General features: G+C 46.2%; 17 protein-coding genes and 2 riboswitches. All 17 genes read left to right on the forward strand.

All coding sequences use genetic code 11. The features are described from left to right. Positions 1 to 6: 6 nt before the first annotated feature. On the forward strand, positions 7 to 843 hold the full coding sequence (locus LCM10_RS10010; RefSeq protein WP_224876092.1) for a DUF1028 domain-containing protein: 837 nt from the start codon (positions 7 to 9) through the stop codon (positions 841 to 843). Between the two features lie 131 nt (positions 844 to 974). Continuing rightward, entirely contained in the window at positions 975 to 1,343 is a 369-nt protein-coding gene (locus LCM10_RS10015; RefSeq protein ID WP_224876093.1) for a hypothetical protein, read from the forward strand. A gap of 204 nt (positions 1,344 to 1,547) precedes the next feature. After that, positions 1,548 to 2,669 carry a YecA family protein gene (locus LCM10_RS10020; RefSeq protein WP_224876094.1) on the forward strand — a complete coding sequence of 374 codons (1,122 nt, stop codon included), beginning with the start codon at positions 1,548 to 1,550 and terminating at the stop codon, positions 2,667 to 2,669. A gap of 327 nt (positions 2,670 to 2,996) precedes the next feature. After that, positions 2,997 to 5,507: a preprotein translocase subunit SecA gene (gene secA, locus LCM10_RS10025; RefSeq protein WP_224876095.1), complete on the forward strand. Its 2,511-nt coding sequence runs from the start codon at positions 2,997 to 2,999 to the stop codon at positions 5,505 to 5,507. Between the two features lie 453 nt (positions 5,508 to 5,960). Then, positions 5,961 to 7,062, forward strand: a protein-coding gene (prfB, locus tag LCM10_RS10030; protein ID WP_224876096.1) for a peptide chain release factor 2 whose coding sequence is annotated in 2 segments (ribosomal slippage) — positions 5,961 to 6,032 and positions 6,034 to 7,062 — 1,101 coding nt in all. Because the reading frame shifts where the segments join, the coding sequence is not laid out codon by codon here. A gap of 523 nt (positions 7,063 to 7,585) precedes the next feature. Beyond that, on the forward strand, positions 7,586 to 8,458 hold the full coding sequence (locus LCM10_RS10035) for a YitT family protein (RefSeq protein ID WP_224876097.1): 873 nt from the start codon (positions 7,586 to 7,588) through the stop codon (positions 8,456 to 8,458). A gap of 80 nt (positions 8,459 to 8,538) precedes the next feature. Beyond that, entirely contained in the window at positions 8,539 to 8,856 is a 318-nt protein-coding gene (gene cccB / locus LCM10_RS10040; RefSeq protein ID WP_224876099.1) for a cytochrome c551, read from the forward strand. A 489-nt stretch (positions 8,857 to 9,345) separates the two neighbouring features. Then, complete coding sequence (ftsE, locus tag LCM10_RS10045) at positions 9,346 to 10,032, forward strand: cell division ATP-binding protein FtsE (RefSeq protein ID WP_224876100.1); 687 nt, start codon at positions 9,346 to 9,348, stop codon at positions 10,030 to 10,032. Further along, positions 10,022 to 10,906: a permease-like cell division protein FtsX gene (gene ftsX, locus LCM10_RS10050; RefSeq protein ID WP_224876102.1), complete on the forward strand. Its 885-nt coding sequence runs from the start codon at positions 10,022 to 10,024 to the stop codon at positions 10,904 to 10,906. Before ftsE ends, ftsX begins: the two co-directional genes overlap by 11 nt. A 40-nt stretch (positions 10,907 to 10,946) precedes the next feature. Further along, complete coding sequence (locus LCM10_RS10055; RefSeq protein WP_224876104.1) at positions 10,947 to 12,275, forward strand: murein hydrolase activator EnvC family protein; 1,329 nt, start codon at positions 10,947 to 10,949, stop codon at positions 12,273 to 12,275. Between the two features lie 248 nt (positions 12,276 to 12,523). Next, positions 12,524 to 12,611: riboswitch (cyclic di-GMP riboswitch) on the forward strand. Positions 12,612 to 12,814: 203 nt separating this feature from the next. Continuing rightward, entirely contained in the window at positions 12,815 to 13,087 is a 273-nt protein-coding gene (locus LCM10_RS10060; RefSeq protein ID WP_224876105.1) for a hypothetical protein, read from the forward strand. A gap of 160 nt (positions 13,088 to 13,247) precedes the next feature. Then, a complete protein-coding gene (locus tag LCM10_RS10065) occupies positions 13,248 to 13,889 on the forward strand; it encodes a class I SAM-dependent methyltransferase (RefSeq protein ID WP_224876106.1) in 642 nt (213 codons plus the stop codon). A 157-nt stretch (positions 13,890 to 14,046) separates the two neighbouring features. After that, a complete protein-coding gene (locus LCM10_RS10070; RefSeq protein ID WP_224876107.1) occupies positions 14,047 to 14,679 on the forward strand; it encodes a hypothetical protein in 633 nt (210 codons plus the stop codon). After that, complete coding sequence (locus tag LCM10_RS10075) at positions 14,672 to 15,253, forward strand: peroxiredoxin family protein (protein WP_224876108.1); 582 nt, start codon at positions 14,672 to 14,674, stop codon at positions 15,251 to 15,253. The genes LCM10_RS10070 and LCM10_RS10075 overlap by 8 nt, the downstream gene beginning before the upstream one ends. A 162-nt stretch (positions 15,254 to 15,415) precedes the next feature. Then, the gene (locus tag LCM10_RS10080; RefSeq protein ID WP_224876110.1) at positions 15,416 to 15,796 is read left to right on the forward strand and encodes a DUF302 domain-containing protein; all 381 of its coding nucleotides are present in this window, start codon (positions 15,416 to 15,418) and stop codon (positions 15,794 to 15,796) included. A 415-nt stretch (positions 15,797 to 16,211) separates the two neighbouring features. Continuing rightward, positions 16,212 to 17,348, forward strand: a complete 1,137-nt coding sequence (locus tag LCM10_RS10085; RefSeq protein ID WP_224876111.1) for a trans-sulfuration enzyme family protein — start codon at positions 16,212 to 16,214, stop codon at positions 17,346 to 17,348. A gap of 125 nt (positions 17,349 to 17,473) precedes the next feature. Then, a riboswitch (SAM riboswitch) is annotated at positions 17,474 to 17,584 on the forward strand. Positions 17,585 to 17,787: 203 nt separating this feature from the next. After that, positions 17,788 to 19,083, forward strand: coding sequence for an O-acetylhomoserine aminocarboxypropyltransferase/cysteine synthase family protein (locus LCM10_RS10090; protein ID WP_224876113.1), 1,296 nt, complete (start codon positions 17,788 to 17,790; stop codon positions 19,081 to 19,083). The last annotated feature ends 69 nt before the right edge of the window (positions 19,084 to 19,152 follow it).

Below are 19,152 nucleotides of genomic sequence, written 5' to 3' on the forward strand. Positions count from 1 at the left end.
ATAAACATGACATATTCCATTGTCGGATATGACCCCGAACAAAAAGAATGGGGGATTGCTGTCCAGTCCAAGTTCCTTGGTGTCGGATCGGTCGTACCTTTTGCCAAAGCGGGAATCGGTGCAGTGGCTACCCAGTCTTATGCGAATACTGCTTACGGCCCGCAGGCACTGCAGTTGATGGAAGAAGGAAAGACGGCTGAGGAAGCACTGGAGATCATCACGAAAGATGATCCCGAGCGCCATCTGAGACAGGTGGGATTGATTGACGCTTGGGGACACGCAGCCACATTCACAGGAGAAGGCTGTTATGATTGGGCAGGTGGAATCACCGGAAACCATTTTGCTGCCCAAGGAAATATTTTAGTAGATAGTAAAACGGTAAAAGCGATGGGAGAAACCTTTGAATCTACTACTGGGAGTCTTGCAGACCGTTTGCTTCAGGCACTGGATGCGGGTCAGGAAGCAGGCGGTGATTCTCGAGGCATGCAGTCCGCAGCCATTTTGGTTGTAAAAGAGAACGGTGGCTACGGTGGGTTCAATGACCGCTACATTGATTTAAGGGTGGATGACCATTCAACCCCTATTAAAGAATTACAGAGAATCTATCTGATGCACCAGCTTTATTTTAAGGAAACAAATCCTGGAAGAGTAGTATTAATAGAAGGAGAGATTCAGGAAAATCTTCAGAAAGAGCTCAAACGCCTCGGGTATGCTGGCCAAGGAAAGTCTCTCCATCAATGTTTGAAGGATTATCTGCATACAGAAAACTTCGAAATGCGGGAGCAGGAAGAGAATTATATTGATTTGGATGTTTTGAATTATATGAAAATGCAAAATAGGTAGACTGAAAATGAGCTGTTCTTAGGTTTCAACTTGAGGGTGGCTCTTTTTTTATCAAATTTCAATTAATTTGTATGAAAACAATCAACAATTAATAGAATATAATATTAGGTTAAAAAAGGGATGGTGTAAAAATGGGGAAATTATTTTCGAAGGTTTTCATCATTACAGCCATATGTTGTTTCATAGTCGGTGGAGCTGCAGGTGCCCTTGTTTACCACGTGAATGATGCAGCAGAAGTATTGAAGAAGGAATATGAGGCAGAGATTTCATCATATTTTTCTGAAAGGGATATGAAGGTTAAGAATGATGTTCAAGCACTTACTGAAAGTGAAATACAAAGACTAAAGGATGAAACCCATTATTATCTTAATGAGAAGTTGAACGAAAATTATCAAAAGGAACTAAATGAGAAATCGAATGAGATTACGAAGGTGACAGATCAGAAAATTGTAGAGATAAAAAGTTATATAGATACATTATTAAAAGAAAAGAGTGAGTAAAGTTATGACGAATAAAGAATGGTGAGCTGTTATAGAGGTGAAATAGCCTATGTAGCAGCTTTTTTTATTTTTGGGAATTTTATTTGAACTGCCAAACTGCCACTGGTTGTTTTTACATACCCCAAAACAGTTTAACCAATCCCGAAAATGTTATATAATGAACATTTGTGAACGGGACTCAAGAATTCGGAGGTAAGAACAACCATGAGTACAGTCGGAAGAAATGAACCGTGTCCTTGCGGGAGCGGTAAAAAATATAAGAAATGCTGTGAAAAAGCGAACGGTGTGAATATAGATAGCATGGTGAATCAGGAGCTTGAAGTGCTTCAGGCGCAGCTTTATGATTTCATCGCAACGGCGCAGGATCCAATGATGGAAGAGGCGTATCACGAATACCTGAAGAAAATGGATCTGATGAAAGCCGACCCGGATATCTACGAAATGGCGTTTGTCAGCTGGTACGGTGCGACCCAGAAGGATGAAGAAGGCGTGCGTTTAATCGACCGCTTCATCGACAAGACGGTCGGTACGGTCACACGACCTCAAACCGCTGCCATTTTAGAATCGTGGAAAGAACTGCGTGTCACAGCCGGTACGGTGGAAAAAATGGATGACACTACGCTGCACGTAGAGGAAGTGATCACGGGTGACAAGCTGGTCGTGAAGGAGCGATTCGGTAAGCTTGAAGAAAACAGCTTCTTCTTGGCCCTGCTATTGCCGAACGGAGAAGAGTACCTGCCATTTGCTCAGTACTTCATCTACCCATCCATTGAAAAAGCAGCGATGGAATTGGTGAAAATCCGTTTCGAACAAGGGGAATTCGAGAACCTTCAGGATTACCTTGCCGATCAATATATGATGCTCGCTGACGTCGGTTTTGTTTTATATAATGCGGAAAAGAAGAAGTCCGGTAAGAAATCGGCAGTCGCTGAAGGTGAGATTGAAGCACCGGAGGAACAAGAAGAGTCCAGTGAGCAGGACGGGACGATTGAAGGCGTAGAAATTTGGAAGACCCCAGAATATGCTGAAGCGCTAACGGCATTGCAAACGTTCCTTTCTGAAAAAGGGGAAGACAAAGCAGAAAGTGCCCTGCTTGTAGCGGTATTGGAAAAATACTTCTACAGTGAGCGCCCGACGATCCGTAACCCGAAAATCTATTCTGGTGCACTCGTCGACATGGCGAAAAACATCGATGAAATCAGTATCCGCCACGTCCAGAAGGAACTGGCCGAATACTTTGATGTGTCCGCCAACAGCATCTCCAGAAGAAGCAAACAGATCTGGGAAAGCTACCAGGACACCGTCTATGAACTACTAAATAATTAACCCAATCCAAGGTACGTCCCTCATCGCTTCACCGCGATGAGGGACGTACCTTTTGTCGTTTAAATCGCTAAAGGACCAACCCTCTCTCTGCTCATCTTGGCTTTTGTTGTAAGAGGGGTTGGATAGTGGTAGAATTAGTAGGAATGTAGTAGCAGGATTTATAGGGCTTTTAGCGAAAGTGTAGAAGAGATGTTTGAGCCGGGGAACGGGTGGTAGATAAGCCACTCTATCGTTTTTCTCCCTTTTCTCATGAAATTCTCATTTCCTTTCGTTATAGTGGAAAGTGTTGTTTGGCTCTTACTTTTACAGGATAAAGGAGCGTTATACATGCTTGGGATTTTGAACAAAGTATTTGATGCAAATAAAAGAGAAATTAAAAGGCTGGAAAAACTGGCTGATGAAATAGAAGTACTGGGTCCTGAAATGGAGCGACTCACGGATGATCAGATTCGTGAGAGGACGGAGCGATTCAAGGAGCGTTATCAAAAAGGCGAAGACCTTGATGACATGCTCGTTGAAGCATTCGCGGTTGTAAGGGAAGCGGCACGCCGTGTCCTTGGACTTTATCCATACCGCGTCCAGCTGATGGGGGGAGCTTCCCTTCACGGCGGTAATATTTCCGAGATGAAGACCGGTGAAGGTAAAACTTTGACAGCGACGATGCCGGTATACCTGAACGCGATCACTGGAAAAGGCGTTCACGTTGTCACGGTCAACGAATACCTTGCCAGCCGTGACGCAGAGGAAATGGGAAAGCTGTACAACTTCCTTGGACTGACTGTAGGGTTGAACCTCAACTCCATGTCAAAAGAAGAGAAACGTGAAGCGTACAAAGCGGATATCACATACGGAACGAATAACGAATTCGGTTTCGATTATCTTCGTGACAACATGGTCCTTTATAAAGATCAAATGGTACAGCGTCCGCTTCATTTCGCCGTGATCGATGAGGTCGACTCAATCCTGATCGACGAAGCGCGTACACCATTGATTATTTCCGGTAACGCACAGCGCACGCCTCAGCTATATATCCAGGCGAATGCGGTTGTCCGCACGCTGAAAAAAGAAGAAGATTATACGTATGATGAAAAAACAAAGGGTGTTCAGCTGACCGAAGAAGGGATCACCAAAGTGGAGAAAGCCTTCCACATCGATAACCTTTTCGATATTTCACACGTCACCCTCAACCACCATATCAACCAGGCGTTGAAGGCACATGTCAGCATGCACCGTGACGTTGATTACGTGGTACAAGAAGGTGAAATCGTCATCGTTGACTCGTTCACGGGTCGTCTGATGAAAGGCCGCCGTTACAGTGACGGTCTTCACCAATCCATCGAGGCAAAAGAAGGTCTCGAGATCCAGAACGAAAGCATGACAATGGCAACGATCACGTTCCAGAACTACTTCCGTATGTACGAAAAGCTTTCTGGTATGACCGGTACGGCGAAGACGGAAGAAGAGGAATTCCGTAACATTTACAACATGAACGTTATTGTGATCCCGACGAACAAACCGATCATCCGTGATGACCGTGCCGACCTCATCTATGCTTCCATGGAAGGGAAGTTCAATGCGGTCGTCGAGGATATCAAGGAACGTTATGAAAAGGGACAACCAGTCCTTGTCGGGACGGTTGCCGTTGAAACATCAGAATTGATCTCGAAACTACTGACGAAAAAAGGCGTACGCCATAACGTATTGAATGCGAAAAACCATGGCCGTGAAGCCGAAATCATTTTAGAAGCAGGCCAAAGGGGCGCCGTGACGATCGCGACGAACATGGCCGGACGTGGTACGGATATCAAGCTTGGCGAAGGCGTACTCGATCTTGGCGGTCTTGCCGTTATTGGTACCGAGCGTCATGAATCACGCCGTATCGATAACCAGCTCCGTGGACGTTCCGGACGTCAAGGAGACCCTGGTGTAACCCAATTCTATCTTTCAATGGAAGATGAATTGATGCGCCGCTTCGGCTCCGATAACATGAAGAGCATGATGGAGCGTCTTGGGATGGATGACTCCCAACCGATCCAAAGTAAAATGGTCAGCCGTGCCGTTGAATCTGCACAAAAACGTGTGGAAGGAAACAACTTCGACGCTCGTAAGCAGCTCCTTCAATACGACGATGTCCTTCGCCAGCAGCGCGAAATCATCTACAAGCAGCGTTACGATGTCATCGAATCCGAAAACCTTCGTGAAATCGTAGAAGCGATGATCAAATCCGTCATCGAACGCCAGGTTTCAGCCCATACCGCAAACGAGGAAATGGAAGACTGGAATCTTCAAGGAATCGTCGATTACGTGAATGCGAACCTGCTTCCTGAAGGTGACGTAACGGTTGAAGACCTTCAAGGAAAAGAAGCGGATGAAATGATGGATCTCATCTGGGAAGACGTGAAGCATCGCTATGATGAAAAAGAAGAAGAGATGACACCTGAACAAATGCGTGAATTTGAAAAGGTCATCCTGCTTCGTTCGGTTGATACAAAATGGATCGACCACATCGATGCGATGGACCAGCTGCGCCAAGGGATCCACCTTCGTGCCTACGGTCAAAACGATCCGCTTCGCGAATACCAGCATGAAGGCTTCGCGATGTTCGAAAGCATGGTCATGGCCATCGAAGAAGATGCAGCCAAGTACATCATGAAAGCTGAAATCCGCAACAACCTGCAGCGCCAGGAAGTCGCAAAAGGCCAAGCCGTCAACCCGAAAGAAGAAGGTGGCAAAGCCAAGAAAAAACCGGTCCGCAAACAAGAGGAAACCGGCCGCAACGAACCATGCCCATGCGGAAGCGGCAAAAAATTCAAACACTGCCACGGCAGAATGGGATAAATGTAAGAATGGAGATGATACCTGGTACCTATGTTTAGGGGTACCAGGTACTTTTCCGTTTTTAGTGAGAGGATTCTGGCAAACTGCTCGTGGTGCCAGGCACAGATGGAACGAATTGTGCCAGGAACAAATCACGCTTGTTGTACCAGGCACAGCTTTTGGTAAGATTCCGAGCCAGGCTCAAAACAGCTAATTTGAGCCTGGCTCAACGTAAAACTAGACTATATCTCAATTCAAATTCAGTGCGACTTTGGTATGTGGGAACTATCCAGCTGATGATTGGAGTGGAAGACGAAGACTCCTGCGGGAGAAGTGACTAATGTGAGACCCCGCAAGAGCGAAGCGATGAGGAGGCTCACGGGTCACCCGCGGAAAGCGAAGTCTTCCACGGAAATCAACAGCGGTATTAATAGAGCACAATTAATTACAAAATAAATTTAGAGGTGACCAATCATGGAACTTGCAGAAATCAGATCAGAGTTAGAAAAAACAGCTAAGACATTAGCGGACTTCAGGGGGTCTCTTTGACTTAGAAAACAAAGAGGCAAGAATCCAAGAACTTGACGAAATCATGGTAGAGCCAGGTTTCTGGGATGACCAGCAAAAAGCACAGGGTCTCATCAACGAAGGGAACGGTCTAAAAGGCCTTGTAAATGAGTACAAAGCGCTACTCGAAACACAGGAAAACCTGGAGCTTACGCTTGAGCTTGTAAAAGAAGAGCCAGACGAAGACCTTCAACAGGATCTTGAAGAAGAGCTAGGCGACTTGATGAAGCGTCTGAACGACTATGAGCTTCAACTGCTCCTAAGCGAAGAGTACGACAAAAACAACGCCATCCTCGAGCTTCACCCGGGTGCAGGCGGTACCGAGTCACAGGACTGGGGCTCTATGCTGCTTCGTATGTACACTCGCTGGGCTGAGAAAAAAGGCTTCAAAGTGGAAACACTCGATTACCTCCCTGGAGATGAAGCCGGGATCAAGAGTGTCACCCTTGCCATCAAAGGCCACAACGCTTATGGCTACCTGAAGGCTGAAAAAGGTGTACACCGTCTAGTCCGTATTTCTCCTTTCGATTCATCTGGCCGCCGTCATACGTCATTCGTTTCTTGCGAAGTGATGCCGGAGTTCAATGAAGAAATCGAAATCGAAATCCGTACGGAAGATCTTAAAATCGATACGTACCGTGCGAGCGGTGCCGGCGGTCAGCACATCAATACGACCGATTCGGCTGTCCGTATCACGCACTTACCGACTAATGTCGTTGTGACATGCCAGTCTGAACGTTCACAGATTAAGAACCGTGAAGCTGCCATGAAGATGTTGAAAGCAAAACTATACCAAAAACGAATCGAAGAGCAAGAGCAGGAAATGGCTGAAATCCGAGGCGAGCAAAAAGAAATCGGATGGGGAAGCCAGATTCGTTCTTATGTCTTCCACCCGTATTCCATGGTCAAGGACCACAGAACCAATACGGAGTCAGGAAACGTACAGGGCGTCATGGATGGAGACATTGATCCGTTCATCAATGCGTACCTTCGCTCGAAGATTAAGTAATTCTAAAAGCTGGACCACTCCTTTGTGAGAGGTTCAGTTTTTTTATGGGGATAACACTTGGGTGGAGCCAGGCTCAGAATCACGTTTTTGAGCCTGGCTCAAATATGCTCATCTGAGCCAGGCTCAAACTCACCAAAACGAGCCAGGCACAAATCCCTCCTTTTTACCCGGGCACCCCATCCCAAACCACGCTCCCCAACCATCGGCACCAATCCACCACAAAACAACAACTCCCGCCCCACCATCCAAAAACACCCCACCCCATTAATGCTTTAACACGTCACTCAACTGTCATTTACACCTTCCACCACCCATGCTATACTCTCAAAGGTTATAACAGAGCAGGCTGGTGTGAATTCTCCATGCATCCGCACAGTACATAAATGAATGACCCAACCAAGGTACGTCCCTCACTCGATTACCGTGCTAAAGCGCGCATGCAACACTTCAAGGAATCCTAGAGGGATGAGACGGGCGGGTTGTACTCATACTATTACTACATATGAAGAAGGAGTCGTACGGGATGGGTTTGAAGCAGAGACGTCGAGAGCAGTCATATAATCCTCGGAAAGAGAAGTTATTGGAGTATTTGTTTGTTGTGTTTGGGTCATCGATCGTGGCCATTGCGTTCAATGTTTTTTTACTTCCCAATGAAGTTGCATCGGGAGGGGTCAGCGGGATTTCAACCATATTAAAGGGGCTATTTGATTGGAAGCCTGCCTTTGTTCAGTGGGCATTTAACATTCCGCTATTCATTGCCGGACTGATCTTCCTCGGTCTACAGTTTGGAGTGAAGACCGCAATCGGGACCGTGTTTTTGCCACTTGTCGTCTATTTGACGGAAGACTGGCAGCCATGGACGGAGGATCCGCTTCTGGGTGCCTTGTTCGGGGGGATCGGAGTCGGAATCGGACTGGGCATCGTATTCAGGGGGAAAGCCTCGACTGGAGGGACGGATCTTGCCGCCCAGATCGTGAACAAATTTACCGGTCTGTCACTCGGGACGTGTGTGGCGATGATTGATGGGATGATCGTTTTATCGGCTGCGATCGTCTTTGATATTGAGCGTGGTCTGTACGCCTTGATCGGGCTGTATGTGACAAGTAAAACGATTGATCTCGTACAGGTCGGGATCAGCCGGTCCAAGATGGCACTCATCATCACGAACCGCCAGGAAGAGATTCGGGAAGGAATCCTGAATAAAATCGACCGCGGTGTGACAAAACTATCTGCATATGGTGGATTTACGGATGATGAACGTCCCATCCTCATGGTCGTTGTGGATCAGACCGAATTCACAAAACTGAAACAACTGGTGAAAAGCATTGATGCGTCTGCATTTGTGGTCACAATGGATGCTTCAGAGGTGTTGGGGGAAGGTTTCAAACGGGTTTAAGCTTGGTATAATTATCTATGGAAGAGAGACTTCACCAAGCTCGATCTTCCACCCTTAAATTTTTCCTAGGAGGAGAAAACATGAAGAAAAAGCTTTTAGGCATTCTTTTAGGAACTTCATTGGTACTGGCGGCTTGTGGCGGAAACGATGGCGGAGACAGCACGGAAACAAGCTCCGGTGGCATCGACGCCGAGAAGATTGTGAATAACAAATGTACCAGCTGTCACGGCGGGAATCTTGAAGGAGGCATGGGTCCGGCCCTTAAAGATGTCGGTTCACGCTATGACAAAGATCAAATTCTTGATATCCTGAATAACGGAAAAGGGCAAATGCCTGCTGGCCTTGTCAAAGGTGAAGAAGCAGAAGCGGTTGCCGAGTGGCTTGCCAATAAAAAATAAGCTTGTTAAGAGGGGGAATCCTGTGAGGGTTCTCTTTTTTGTTTGTTCAAAACTTCAACAAATTTATCCACATTCATGTATGAAGCTTCTTTAAATCTATGTGACACAGTCGTAATAAGCTAAAAAAAGTCATTGGTGGGTTCCAGACAAGTCCACCATTGATGTTGGAAAACTTATCCTCTCTACCTTTCGTACTTGTTGTTAGTACCTGTTACTAGTTAAAAAATACTAGAACTCTCTCGTATTTTAGGTATAATTGTCAATAAAAAAGGTAAAATTTTCTCAAAATCCACGTTCCTGAAATAAAACTGTAATAATTTTTTTCCTTAAATTCGTAAAAAGTGATGTTATAATATTTTCGTAAGCGAAATTCGAGCAATTTCACCATTTTATGTCTAAATTGGTAGAGTCGCAAGAATTGCCGTCTCACATACTAGAATGAAAACAGCCAAGAGGGGAACTACATACTACAAATTAGGTGATTTGATAATGATAGAAATGAAAGACGTCTATAAGCAGTATAACAATGGCGTTATGGCTGCAAATGGGTTCAACGTCCACATAAAGCAAGGCGAGTTTGTTTATGTTGTGGGTCCAAGTGGCGCCGGAAAGTCCACCTTCATCAAGATGATGTACCGCGAAGTCAAACCTTCAAAAGGTGATATCATTGTAGACGGTATCAATCTGGCAAAGATAAAAAATAGTAGAGTACCACATTTGCGCAGGAACATAGGAGTGGTCTTCCAGGATTTCAAACTGCTACCTTCCTTGACAATATATGAAAATATTGCGTTTGCCCTCGAAGTAATCGAGGAGCATCCGAAGAATATCAAGAAGCGGGTCATGGATGTACTGGACCTTGTAGGACTGAAGCATAAAGCGAGAATGCTCCCGAATGAGCTTTCAGGCGGAGAGCAGCAGCGTGTATCGATTGCACGGTCAATCGTCAATACACCGAAGCTCGTGATTGCTGATGAGCCGACAGGAAATCTTGATCCGGAGACTTCATGGGATATCATGAATATCCTTGAGGAAATCGCGAATCGCGGCACGACCGTAATCATGGCCACGCATAACCGTGAAATCGTCAACACAATCAAGCACCGGGTAATCGCCATTGAGAATGGCCGCATTGTCCGTGATGAACAGCGAGGTGATTACGGTTATGAAGGCTAGGACATATACCCGTCACTTAAGGGAAAGTTTCAAGAGTATCGGTCGTAACGGCTGGATGACATTTGCATCCGTTAGTGCCGTAACCGTAACGTTGCTACTGGTTGGTGTCTTCATCGTCCTGATGCTGAATATGAACAAGGTTGCAACGGATATAGAGAAAGATGTAGAGATCAGGGTCCTGATGGAAATCGGTACAAAACCTGATGAAGCGAAAGCCGTTGGAGAGAAGATAAAGAAAATAAATGGAGTCGAATCCGTCAATTACTCTTCCAAGGAAGAAGAGCTTCAGAACCTTGTGAAGGATCTCGGTGATGATTTCAGATTATTCGAGCAAGATAACCCACTCTATGATGTGTTTATTGTAAAAGCGGAAGATCCGCGCAATACCGGCAAGATCGCTGCCAAGGTCAATAAATTTGATCATGTGAATGAAGCGATGTACGGTGAAGCGAAGATCGAGAAGTTATTTAATATCCTTGAAATGAGTCGAAACGTTGGATTGGTGCTGATCATCGGTCTACTATTCACAGCAATGTTCCTCATTTCCAATACGATTAAAATAACGATCGTCGCGAGAAGAAGGGAAATCGAGATAATGAAACTCGTGGGTGCAACCAACTGGTTTGTACGCTGGCCGTTTGTTTTGGAAGGTTTATGGCTGGGTGTTTTAGGTTCTATTATCCCGATCGCTCTTGTTACAACTGGTTATTACTATGCTTACGACTTTATAAAACCGAAACTTCAAAACCATTTTATTCAGATATTGGACTTTACCCCGTTCATCTATCAAGTAAACGGATTAATTCTCCTAATGGGATGCTTGATTGGGGCTTGGGGAAGCTTCATGTCTGTTCGTAAATTCTTGAGAGTTTAAAAATTTGATAGGTTGATAGAAGCTGAAAGGAGCATGCCGTTTGAACAGGAAGTATTTTTTATCTATAGCGATTGCAGCAACACTCACAATCGGAAGCTTCCCTGCAATGGGAACACCGGCCAATGCAACATCCGTACAGGAATTGAAAAAGAAACAAGATGAGGTTTCTTCCAAAAAGGATAAACTTAACGGAGAAATCGACAAGAAAAATTCCGAAATCAATGCCAACATCAATAAACAAAAAGATATCAAAGCTCAAATCGCAGAATTTGACGCGAAAATAAAAGACACTGAAAGCAAAATCTCAGCTAAGGCAAAAGAAATCGATGAAACTACAGCTGAGATTGAAAAACTTAAAGAAGAAATCAAAGCGCTTGAAGAAAAAATCAAGGAGCGCGATGCACTTTTGAAGGAACGTGCTCGTGCGATCCAGGAAAAAGGCGGATCTGCGAACTACCTTGATGTCCTTCTTGGAGCGGAAAGCTTCGGCGACTTCATCAACAGGATCACGGCAGTCAACACGATTGTGAGTGCGGACAAGAAAATCATGGACGAGCAAAAGCGTGATCAGGAAGAATTAGAGAAAAAGAAAAAAGATGTAGAATCAAAGCTTGCACAACTAGAAAACGATAAAGCAAGCCTTGAAACCTTGAAGAAAAATTTGAACAGCGAAAAAGCTCAAAAAGCAGAATTGTTCAAGCAGCTTGAAAAACAACAGGCGTCACTTGAAGTGGAAAAAGCGGATCTTGAACAAGAATCCAATGAACTAGCGAAGATGGAACAACAAATCGGTGGAGAAATCCAGGCAGAACAGGCACGTCTTGCCGAGCTTGCCCGTCAGCGTGAACTTGAGAAGAAGAGACAGGCTGAAGCGGCGGCTGCTGCGGCTGCAAAGCAAGCAGCAAGCAACAACAGCGGTGGCGGTTCATCGACTCCAACAGTGACTACACCTGTAAGCTCAGGAACTTGGACAGCACCTGCACATGGCAGAATCACGACTGAGTTCGGCTGGGATACATTGAACGGGAAACCACGCTACCACTATGGCACGGACATTGCTTCAGGTGGAACGGTTCCAATCGTTGCAGCGGCTGATGGATATGTCATCAAGAGCCACTACAGCTCAAGCTATGGAAATGTTGTATACATCACACACTCCATCAATGGACAAACCTTTACAACCGTCTATGCCCATATGTCTTCATCATCCGTCAGCACTGGACAACCTGTGGACAAGGGTCAGCAAATCGGTTACATGGGTAACACGGGTTACTCTTTCGGACAGCATTTACACTTTGAACTGTACGAAGGTTCTTGGAATGCATCACACTCCAATGCCGTTAACCCACGTAAATATGTGAACTTCTAATAGAACAAACTAACGAAATCCTGCCATCCGTTTATGGCAGGATTTTTTTATGGATCTTCGTCATTCTTCATGGGACCAGGATTATTCATAAAAGAATATTCTCCCACCCTTACAAATCATACGTAATCATGTATAATGATGACAAACCTCGAAAAAAGTCAAAAAAAGTACTTTTCAAACAAGAATCTCACTGGTACTATATGTTATAAGAGGAAAAAAGAACTATAACAATAGAACTAGTAAACTACCTTCGATAACGGCAAACTAATTCGAAAGATTAGGACGCAAAACCACGGATCTAACGTTTTTTTAAACCATGACCGCCGGGTTACCGAAAAGGATTGGAAGATAAATGACCGATGTCGACGATTGTCGCATTCATTTATGCCCGCCATTCTTTTTGGCGGGCATTTTTTATGAGTGTTACAATTCTGCGATTCATAAGTGGTATCGGGAATCTTACTTTTGGTGTATGATCCCATTTTCAACGTAGCGGCAGGTAGTTTTCCGGCGAATGAATGACGAAAGGGGAAGCGAAGATGGAACAAGGGAATGTTTCAGAGGTTAAGAGAAAGTTGAAGAGTTTTTGCAGGCGCAACCGTTCCATTTTAAAGAAGTACGGGTCATATTCAGCAGAGGAAATCAGTGATTTAGTTGTAAGCACGCTCGGATTTGAAGAGTTGAAGAGAATCGTTGACGATGTAGAGGTAATCGACCAGAGAGGTGGAAATACGGGATTGTATTTAATCATCATGCTGGAAGCACTCAAAGGGTCACACAGGGTAAATTCGGAAGAAAGAGCCATCATATAGGTAACCGGTAGTCTACATATGGACCACCGGTTTTTTCTTTTTGGCTACAAGCGTTTCTACTTGATTGCCATCGGAAAAAATAGGATACTTACATACATAACCGGGTATGAAGTGGGATATTTTTTTAAATCTGAATGTAAGCGGATGCGCAGGCGATAGGATGAACCAAGCCACGGTCCCATCCGGTATGCCCGATACAACAACTACACTATTGGAGGGACCCTCAATGGAAGGACACGGCCATTTATTTGAACACCATAAGGCGGCGAAATTGCTCGACCCAAAACGGCAGGAACTGGTGCCGGTTGACAAAGTGCTCCACTTGCTTCAACTGCAGCAAGATGATCTCGTTGCAGACCTTGGATGCGGAAACGGTTATCTGACCCTCCCGATCGCAAAGTCTGTCGATACCAAAGTCCATGCAGTCGACCTTCAGCAGGAAATGCTCGAATATCTCGAGCACCGGGCGAAGGAAGAACACATCACGAATATCGTCTACGAAAAAGCGTCACTTGAATACCTGAGCTTCAACAAAAGCACCCTCGACAAGGTTGTCTCCGCATTCGTCCTGCATGAAGTCCCGAATCTGACGAAAGTGTTCCAGGACTTGAATGATATGCTGAAGGATGACGGTCTCTGGCTCATCCTCGACTGGGAAGCCGTCGAGTCGGAAATGGGACCGCCACTTCACGAGCGGATTGCTTCTGAGGATTTGGCACAGCAACTTGATACCGCCGGATTCAAAACCGAAACGGGTCATTTGCATCCTTCTGTTTATTACATCGCTGTACGTAAGGGATGACTTGTTGGTGCCAGGCACAAATCAACCAGATTGTGCCTGGCACCTTTAAACTGAGAACCCACTGTACCAGGTACACAAAGCAAGTGATGTACCTGGTACAAACATCGGGACCAAGCACCCTTCAATGAGGAACTAACGACTTCCAAGAAGAATAACAATGAATCAACCATGGTATAATATCGGTGCCTTCACCTTTCCAGGCTCTTGGGCAGCGCTGGTGATGGCTTTCATCATAACATTCATAGCACTCTTCTTCTGGAATAAGAAGGCGAGCGATTGGTATTCGAATGCCGTCTTCTATTTTATCCTAATTTGGAAGCTGAGCGTGATCGTTGTCGATTTTGGCACGGTCATCAAGCATCCGCTCACCATCCTTTATTTCAACGGAGGCATAACCGGGTATTGGCTTGGAATTGCGGCCATCCTGGTGTACACGCTCGTGAAGAAAGTGAACCCGCATCATGCAATCGTTGCATGGTTCTTGACCGTGCTCGTCTATGAAGGGGTATTCGACATCCTTCTAGGCAAGTACATGATCGGTCCCGCACAGCTTATCGTGAACGGTATCCTGCTTTTCTTTTTACTGAAAAAAATGAAAGATGCAGGCGGGGAGGTATGGGTGCCCCAGCTCTTGATCATGTTCACGTTGTTTCAAATGCTGATGAATTCTTTCGGGGGCTTTAGCATGAATACCCCGATGCTGACATACATCTTGGTAGCAGTGGTTCTGCTGCTTCTTATGAAAATGCCTACGGAAACTGACAGGCAGGGAGGAATAACGAGTGAATAAACGTAACTTTGCTTTGGCCATCGTGGCTCTCCTGATTGGAATCTTCCTTGTGAACCTATTTCAGGATCAGCAGGAGAAAAAAGCAAAAGAGGAAGCTGCGCAACTGGCCGAAGAGTCGATGGACCTTTCAAATGCTAAACAGGGACTCACCAAAGGAGACAAGGCCCCTGACTTTGAACTTACGACCCTTTCTGGGGAAAACGTGAAGCTTTCTGACTACAAAGGAAAAAAAGTGATTCTCAACTTCTGGGCGACTTGGTGTCCGCCTTGTAAAGCGGAGATGCCTCATATGGAAACATACTACGAAAAGAATGCACAAAAAGAGAACGTCGAAATCCTGGCAGTCAATTTGACCAGCATGGACGACGGTCAGGATAAAGTGCAGGAATTCGCTGATGGGTATGACCTAACCTTCCCGATCCTTCTCGATATCGATGGGGATATCGGGGAAGAGTACAGAGCGTTCACCATCCCGACTACCTATATGATCGACACCAACGGACAGATTCAGCACAAAATCGTCGGCCCCATGAACGAAGACATGATGGCCGAAATGGTCTCTGGCATGAACTGACGCATTAACGCAGTGAGGGACGTACCTTTAGCACGCTAAAGGTACGTCCCTCGCTTTATGAAAGTGGTTTATTTCAATACTCCTTGAGGTATACAGGTGGTATGTGGTTGTGAATATTGAAGACACTATGAAAATGTGAGAGAAATTGAAGGAGGAGTCAGGATGTTTCATTATACAAAGGACGTAACGATGAGTGTAAAGGAAGCGGCGGAGAAGGTAGAGGGAGTACTGAAGGAAGAAAGCTTCGGGGTACTGTGGAATTTGGACCTTGCCGGCAAGCTGAAGGACAAGGGCCTTGAGTTTGACGAAGAAGTGGTCATCCTCGAGGTGTGCAACCCTCATGAAGCGAAGAAGGTCCTGGAGCAAAGCATGCTGGTCAGCTACTTCCTGCCATGCAAGATCACCGTTTATACTGAAAACGGCACGACGAAAGTCGGGATGGCGAAGCCGAGCAAGCTGATCGAGCTTGTCGATAATGATGAATTGAAGAACCTCGCACTCGATATCGAGAATCGATTGATCGGTTGTTTGGAACGGGTATAAAGTTTGAATTGAAGCACCTGCTGCGTTGGCGGCGGGTGTATTTGGTTGGGGAGGGGGGAAATACGTGATAGTAGTTGAAGTGTTTAATTGCGAGGCAACAATCCATAGAGTAACACCTCAATAACCTGCATCGGGAATCATTCCAATTTTTAAAGTACATTCCAAATTCTCGAAAGTCATTCCGCTTTCCAAAATCCCCGAATACATGCAACTTGTCGAAAAATCATAAAATCACTAGATCCTCAGCTCAACATTTCGCTATAGCATCTGCCTCTTCGTCAAAAGTTCTACCCCCTCAACCAACCACATCACACCAAAAACAATCCGGCACCCGAAACATTTCCCTTCCTCAAAATCTTCTGAATATGATACACTTTCCTAAATACACACCGTTTCAAGGGAAAGGATGACAGTCATGAAGTTCACAACAAAAGTCGTACATAGCCAGCTGAAAGGCACGGAGGAGATCCGCAGCAAGACGACGCCCATCTACCAGACTTCCGCCTTCACATTTGAATCATTAGAAGAGCTTGAAGGTTTCTATGAAGGGAAATCGCCGTATTTATATACAAGGACCGGGAATCCGAACACGGATGAACTCGGACGGATGGTCGCGGCACTCGAGGGTGCCCCGGCAGGCGTTGCGACATCATCGGGCTTATCGGCCATCCTTGCTAGCGTGCTTGCCGTGGTGAAATCCGGCGATCACATTGTTGCAGCCGAGGACCTGTATGGTGGCACGTTCCATATGTTAAAGGAAGAACTGAAAGGGCTCGGCATCGAGACGACATTTGTCGATTTCACGAAACGGGATGACATTGAAGGAGCCATCACACCACAGACGAAACTACTATACAGTGAAACGGTCACCAACCCGTTCATGAGGGTCGAGGACATACCTCTTCTTGTAGAAATTGCAAAGGCCCATAACTTGAAGACGATCATCGACAATACCTTCGCGACCCCATACCTTTGTCAGCCATTCCTGGATGGAGTCGACCTTGTTGCCCACAGCGCGACCAAGTATATCGGCGGACACAGTGATATCACGGCAGGCGTGGTCGTAGGAAACGAAGATTTAGTGAAAAAGGCGAGGGAAAAAGTGGTCAATATCGGCTCCAATCTAAGTCCGTTCGAGGCTTGGCTGACGGTCAGGGGGGCAAAGACACTCGCCCTCCGCATGGGTACCCAGGCGCATAATTCACGAGTGCTTGCAGACGAGCTTCGCAATAATAGTCACGTAAAACATGTTTATTATCCTGATAACCTGTCGGAAAAAGGAAACGGGGCGATCGTGACGATCGAGCTCGATCCTTCATGCGATATCAGTGCATTCTTCAAGTCCCTCGGTTGGATCAAAATCGTGCCGACCCTTGCAGGAGTCGAAACAACGGTGTCCTACCCGCTCGGTACCTCACACCGCGCCTTGCCGGAAGAAGCGCAGGAAAAACTGGGCATCAACACACATGTCGTGCGAATATCCTTAGGGATCGAAGACGCAGATGATATCGTCACCCAGTTCAACGAGGCAATTAAAAATTCAATTAGTTAAGGAATGTTGAAATAAGGGCGCTTAAAAGATAGACAATTTAAAAAAATCAAAAAATACTCTTGACGTTAAATGAAACTGCCTTTATAATTCATCACAACGAACCACATTAAAACACAACTGAATCGCTCTTATCCAGAGAGGCGGAGGGACTAGGCCCGATGAAGCCCGGCAACCTTCATGTACCCAGTACATGAAAAGGTGCTAATTCCTGCAGACGAAAGTCTGAAAGATAAGAGGAGGACCCTATTCAATTAGACCCTCTTCTTAGGAAGGGGGTTTTTGATTTTTCCTCTTCTTCTTACACTCCAAGATCGGTCGCGAGGATGCTGCATGCAGGATCCATTGACCGAGACCGCACCCGATGTAACATGTTTCGATTTCCCGACCAACGCCAATGGACACCCAAACAAAAAATGAAATCCTAGGAGGAACTAATTTTATGACAAAATCATTCGATGTTGAAACGTTATTGCTTCATGGAGGCCAACAGCCTGATCCGGCAACGGGTTCACGCGCGGTCCCGATCTACCAGACCACTTCGTATGTATTCGATAATAGTGAGCACGCCGCCAAGTTATTCGGACTTGAAGAAGAAGGGAACATTTACTCTCGCATCATGAATCCGACGGTCGATGTCCTTGAGAAGCGGATCGCCCTGTTGGAAGGTGGCATCGGGGCATTGGGGGTTTCCTCCGGGATGGCGGCGATTTCCCTATCCATCCTGAACATCGCAGGGGCAGGCGATGAAATCGTCGCGGCGACGAATCTTTATGGAGGAACGTATAATCTCTTCTCGACAACGCTTCCGAAGTATGGGATCAAGGTACACTTCGTGGATCCGTCCGATCCAGAGAACTTCCGGAAGGCGATCACGCCGAAGACGAAAGCGGTCTTTGCCGAAACGATCGGAAACCCGAGCCTTCATGTCCTTGACATCGAGGCCGTCGCGAAAGTGGCACACGACAACGAAATCCCGCTCCTCATCGATAACACGTTTGCGACACCTTACGCTTGCAACCCGATCAAGTGGGGCGCCGACATTGTCATCCATTCGGCCACCAAGTGGATCGGCGGGCACGGGACGGCCATCGGTGGCATCGTCGTCGATGGTGGGAAATTTGATTGGAATAATAAGAAGTTCCCAGGCTTTATTGATGAAGACCGGAGCTATAACGGCATCCGATATGCAGTCGATGTCGGTCCGGCAGCTTTCATTACAAAATTAAGGGTGCAGCTACTACGCGATTTCGGTGCGTGCTTAAGCCCGCAAAACGCATTCCTGCTTCTCCAGGGACTCGAAACCCTCCACCTGCGATTTGAAAGGCACACGGAAAATGCCCAGAAAGTGGCGGAGCATCTCGAACAGCAAGATGGTGTCGCATGGGTTTCGTATCCTGGTCTCGTCAATCATCCGTCCCACACACTGGCCACTAAATACCTGAAAAAAGGCGGCGGTTCCATCGTTGTATTCGGGATCAAAGGAGGCAGGGACTCGGGACGAAAAGTCGTTGATAACATTACATTATGGTCGCATGTGGCAAACGTAGGTGACGCGAAATCACTCATCATCCATCCAGCTTCGACGACTCATCAGCAATTGAATGACCAAGAATTGCGTGCAACCGGGGTGACGGAAGAACTTGTGAGGTTATCGGTCGGTCTGGAATCGGCGAAAGATCTGATCGAAGACCTGGACAGTGCCATTGAGGCGGCCCTGGCTGCTTCACCAGTGTAAGACATTACTTTGTCCTTTCCCGGATGATCCCGAGGGGCGGTCCCATCCCGTCCCCTAACCAATTTTTAA

The organism is Rossellomorea aquimaris (assembly GCF_020171925.1).
GTDB classification, from domain to species: Bacteria; Bacillota; Bacilli; order Bacillales; family Bacillaceae_B; genus Rossellomorea; species Rossellomorea aquimaris_F.

Coding starts and splice junctions, on each gene's coding strand:
- LCM10_RS10065 (WP_224876106.1), top strand. CDS start 13,248: ATGAACCAAGCCACGGTCCCATCCGGTATGCCCGATACAACAACTACA.
- LCM10_RS10010 (WP_224876092.1), top strand. CDS start 7: ATGACATATTCCATTGTCGGATATGACCCCGAACAAAAAGAATGGGGG.
- LCM10_RS10085 (WP_224876111.1), top strand. CDS start 16,212: ATGAAGTTCACAACAAAAGTCGTACATAGCCAGCTGAAAGGCACGGAG.
- cccB (WP_224876099.1), top strand. CDS start 8,539: ATGAAGAAAAAGCTTTTAGGCATTCTTTTAGGAACTTCATTGGTACTG.
- ftsE (WP_224876100.1), top strand. CDS start 9,346: ATGATAGAAATGAAAGACGTCTATAAGCAGTATAACAATGGCGTTATG.
- LCM10_RS10090 (WP_224876113.1), top strand. CDS start 17,788: ATGACAAAATCATTCGATGTTGAAACGTTATTGCTTCATGGAGGCCAA.
- secA (WP_224876095.1), top strand. CDS start 2,997: ATGCTTGGGATTTTGAACAAAGTATTTGATGCAAATAAAAGAGAAATT.
- LCM10_RS10060 (WP_224876105.1), top strand. CDS start 12,815: ATGGAACAAGGGAATGTTTCAGAGGTTAAGAGAAAGTTGAAGAGTTTT.
- ftsX (WP_224876102.1), top strand. CDS start 10,022: ATGAAGGCTAGGACATATACCCGTCACTTAAGGGAAAGTTTCAAGAGT.
- LCM10_RS10070 (WP_224876107.1), top strand. CDS start 14,047: ATGAATCAACCATGGTATAATATCGGTGCCTTCACCTTTCCAGGCTCT.
- LCM10_RS10015 (WP_224876093.1), top strand. CDS start 975: ATGGGGAAATTATTTTCGAAGGTTTTCATCATTACAGCCATATGTTGT.
- LCM10_RS10080 (WP_224876110.1), top strand. CDS start 15,416: ATGTTTCATTATACAAAGGACGTAACGATGAGTGTAAAGGAAGCGGCG.
- LCM10_RS10020 (WP_224876094.1), top strand. CDS start 1,548: ATGAGTACAGTCGGAAGAAATGAACCGTGTCCTTGCGGGAGCGGTAAA.
- LCM10_RS10035 (WP_224876097.1), top strand. CDS start 7,586: ATGGGTTTGAAGCAGAGACGTCGAGAGCAGTCATATAATCCTCGGAAA.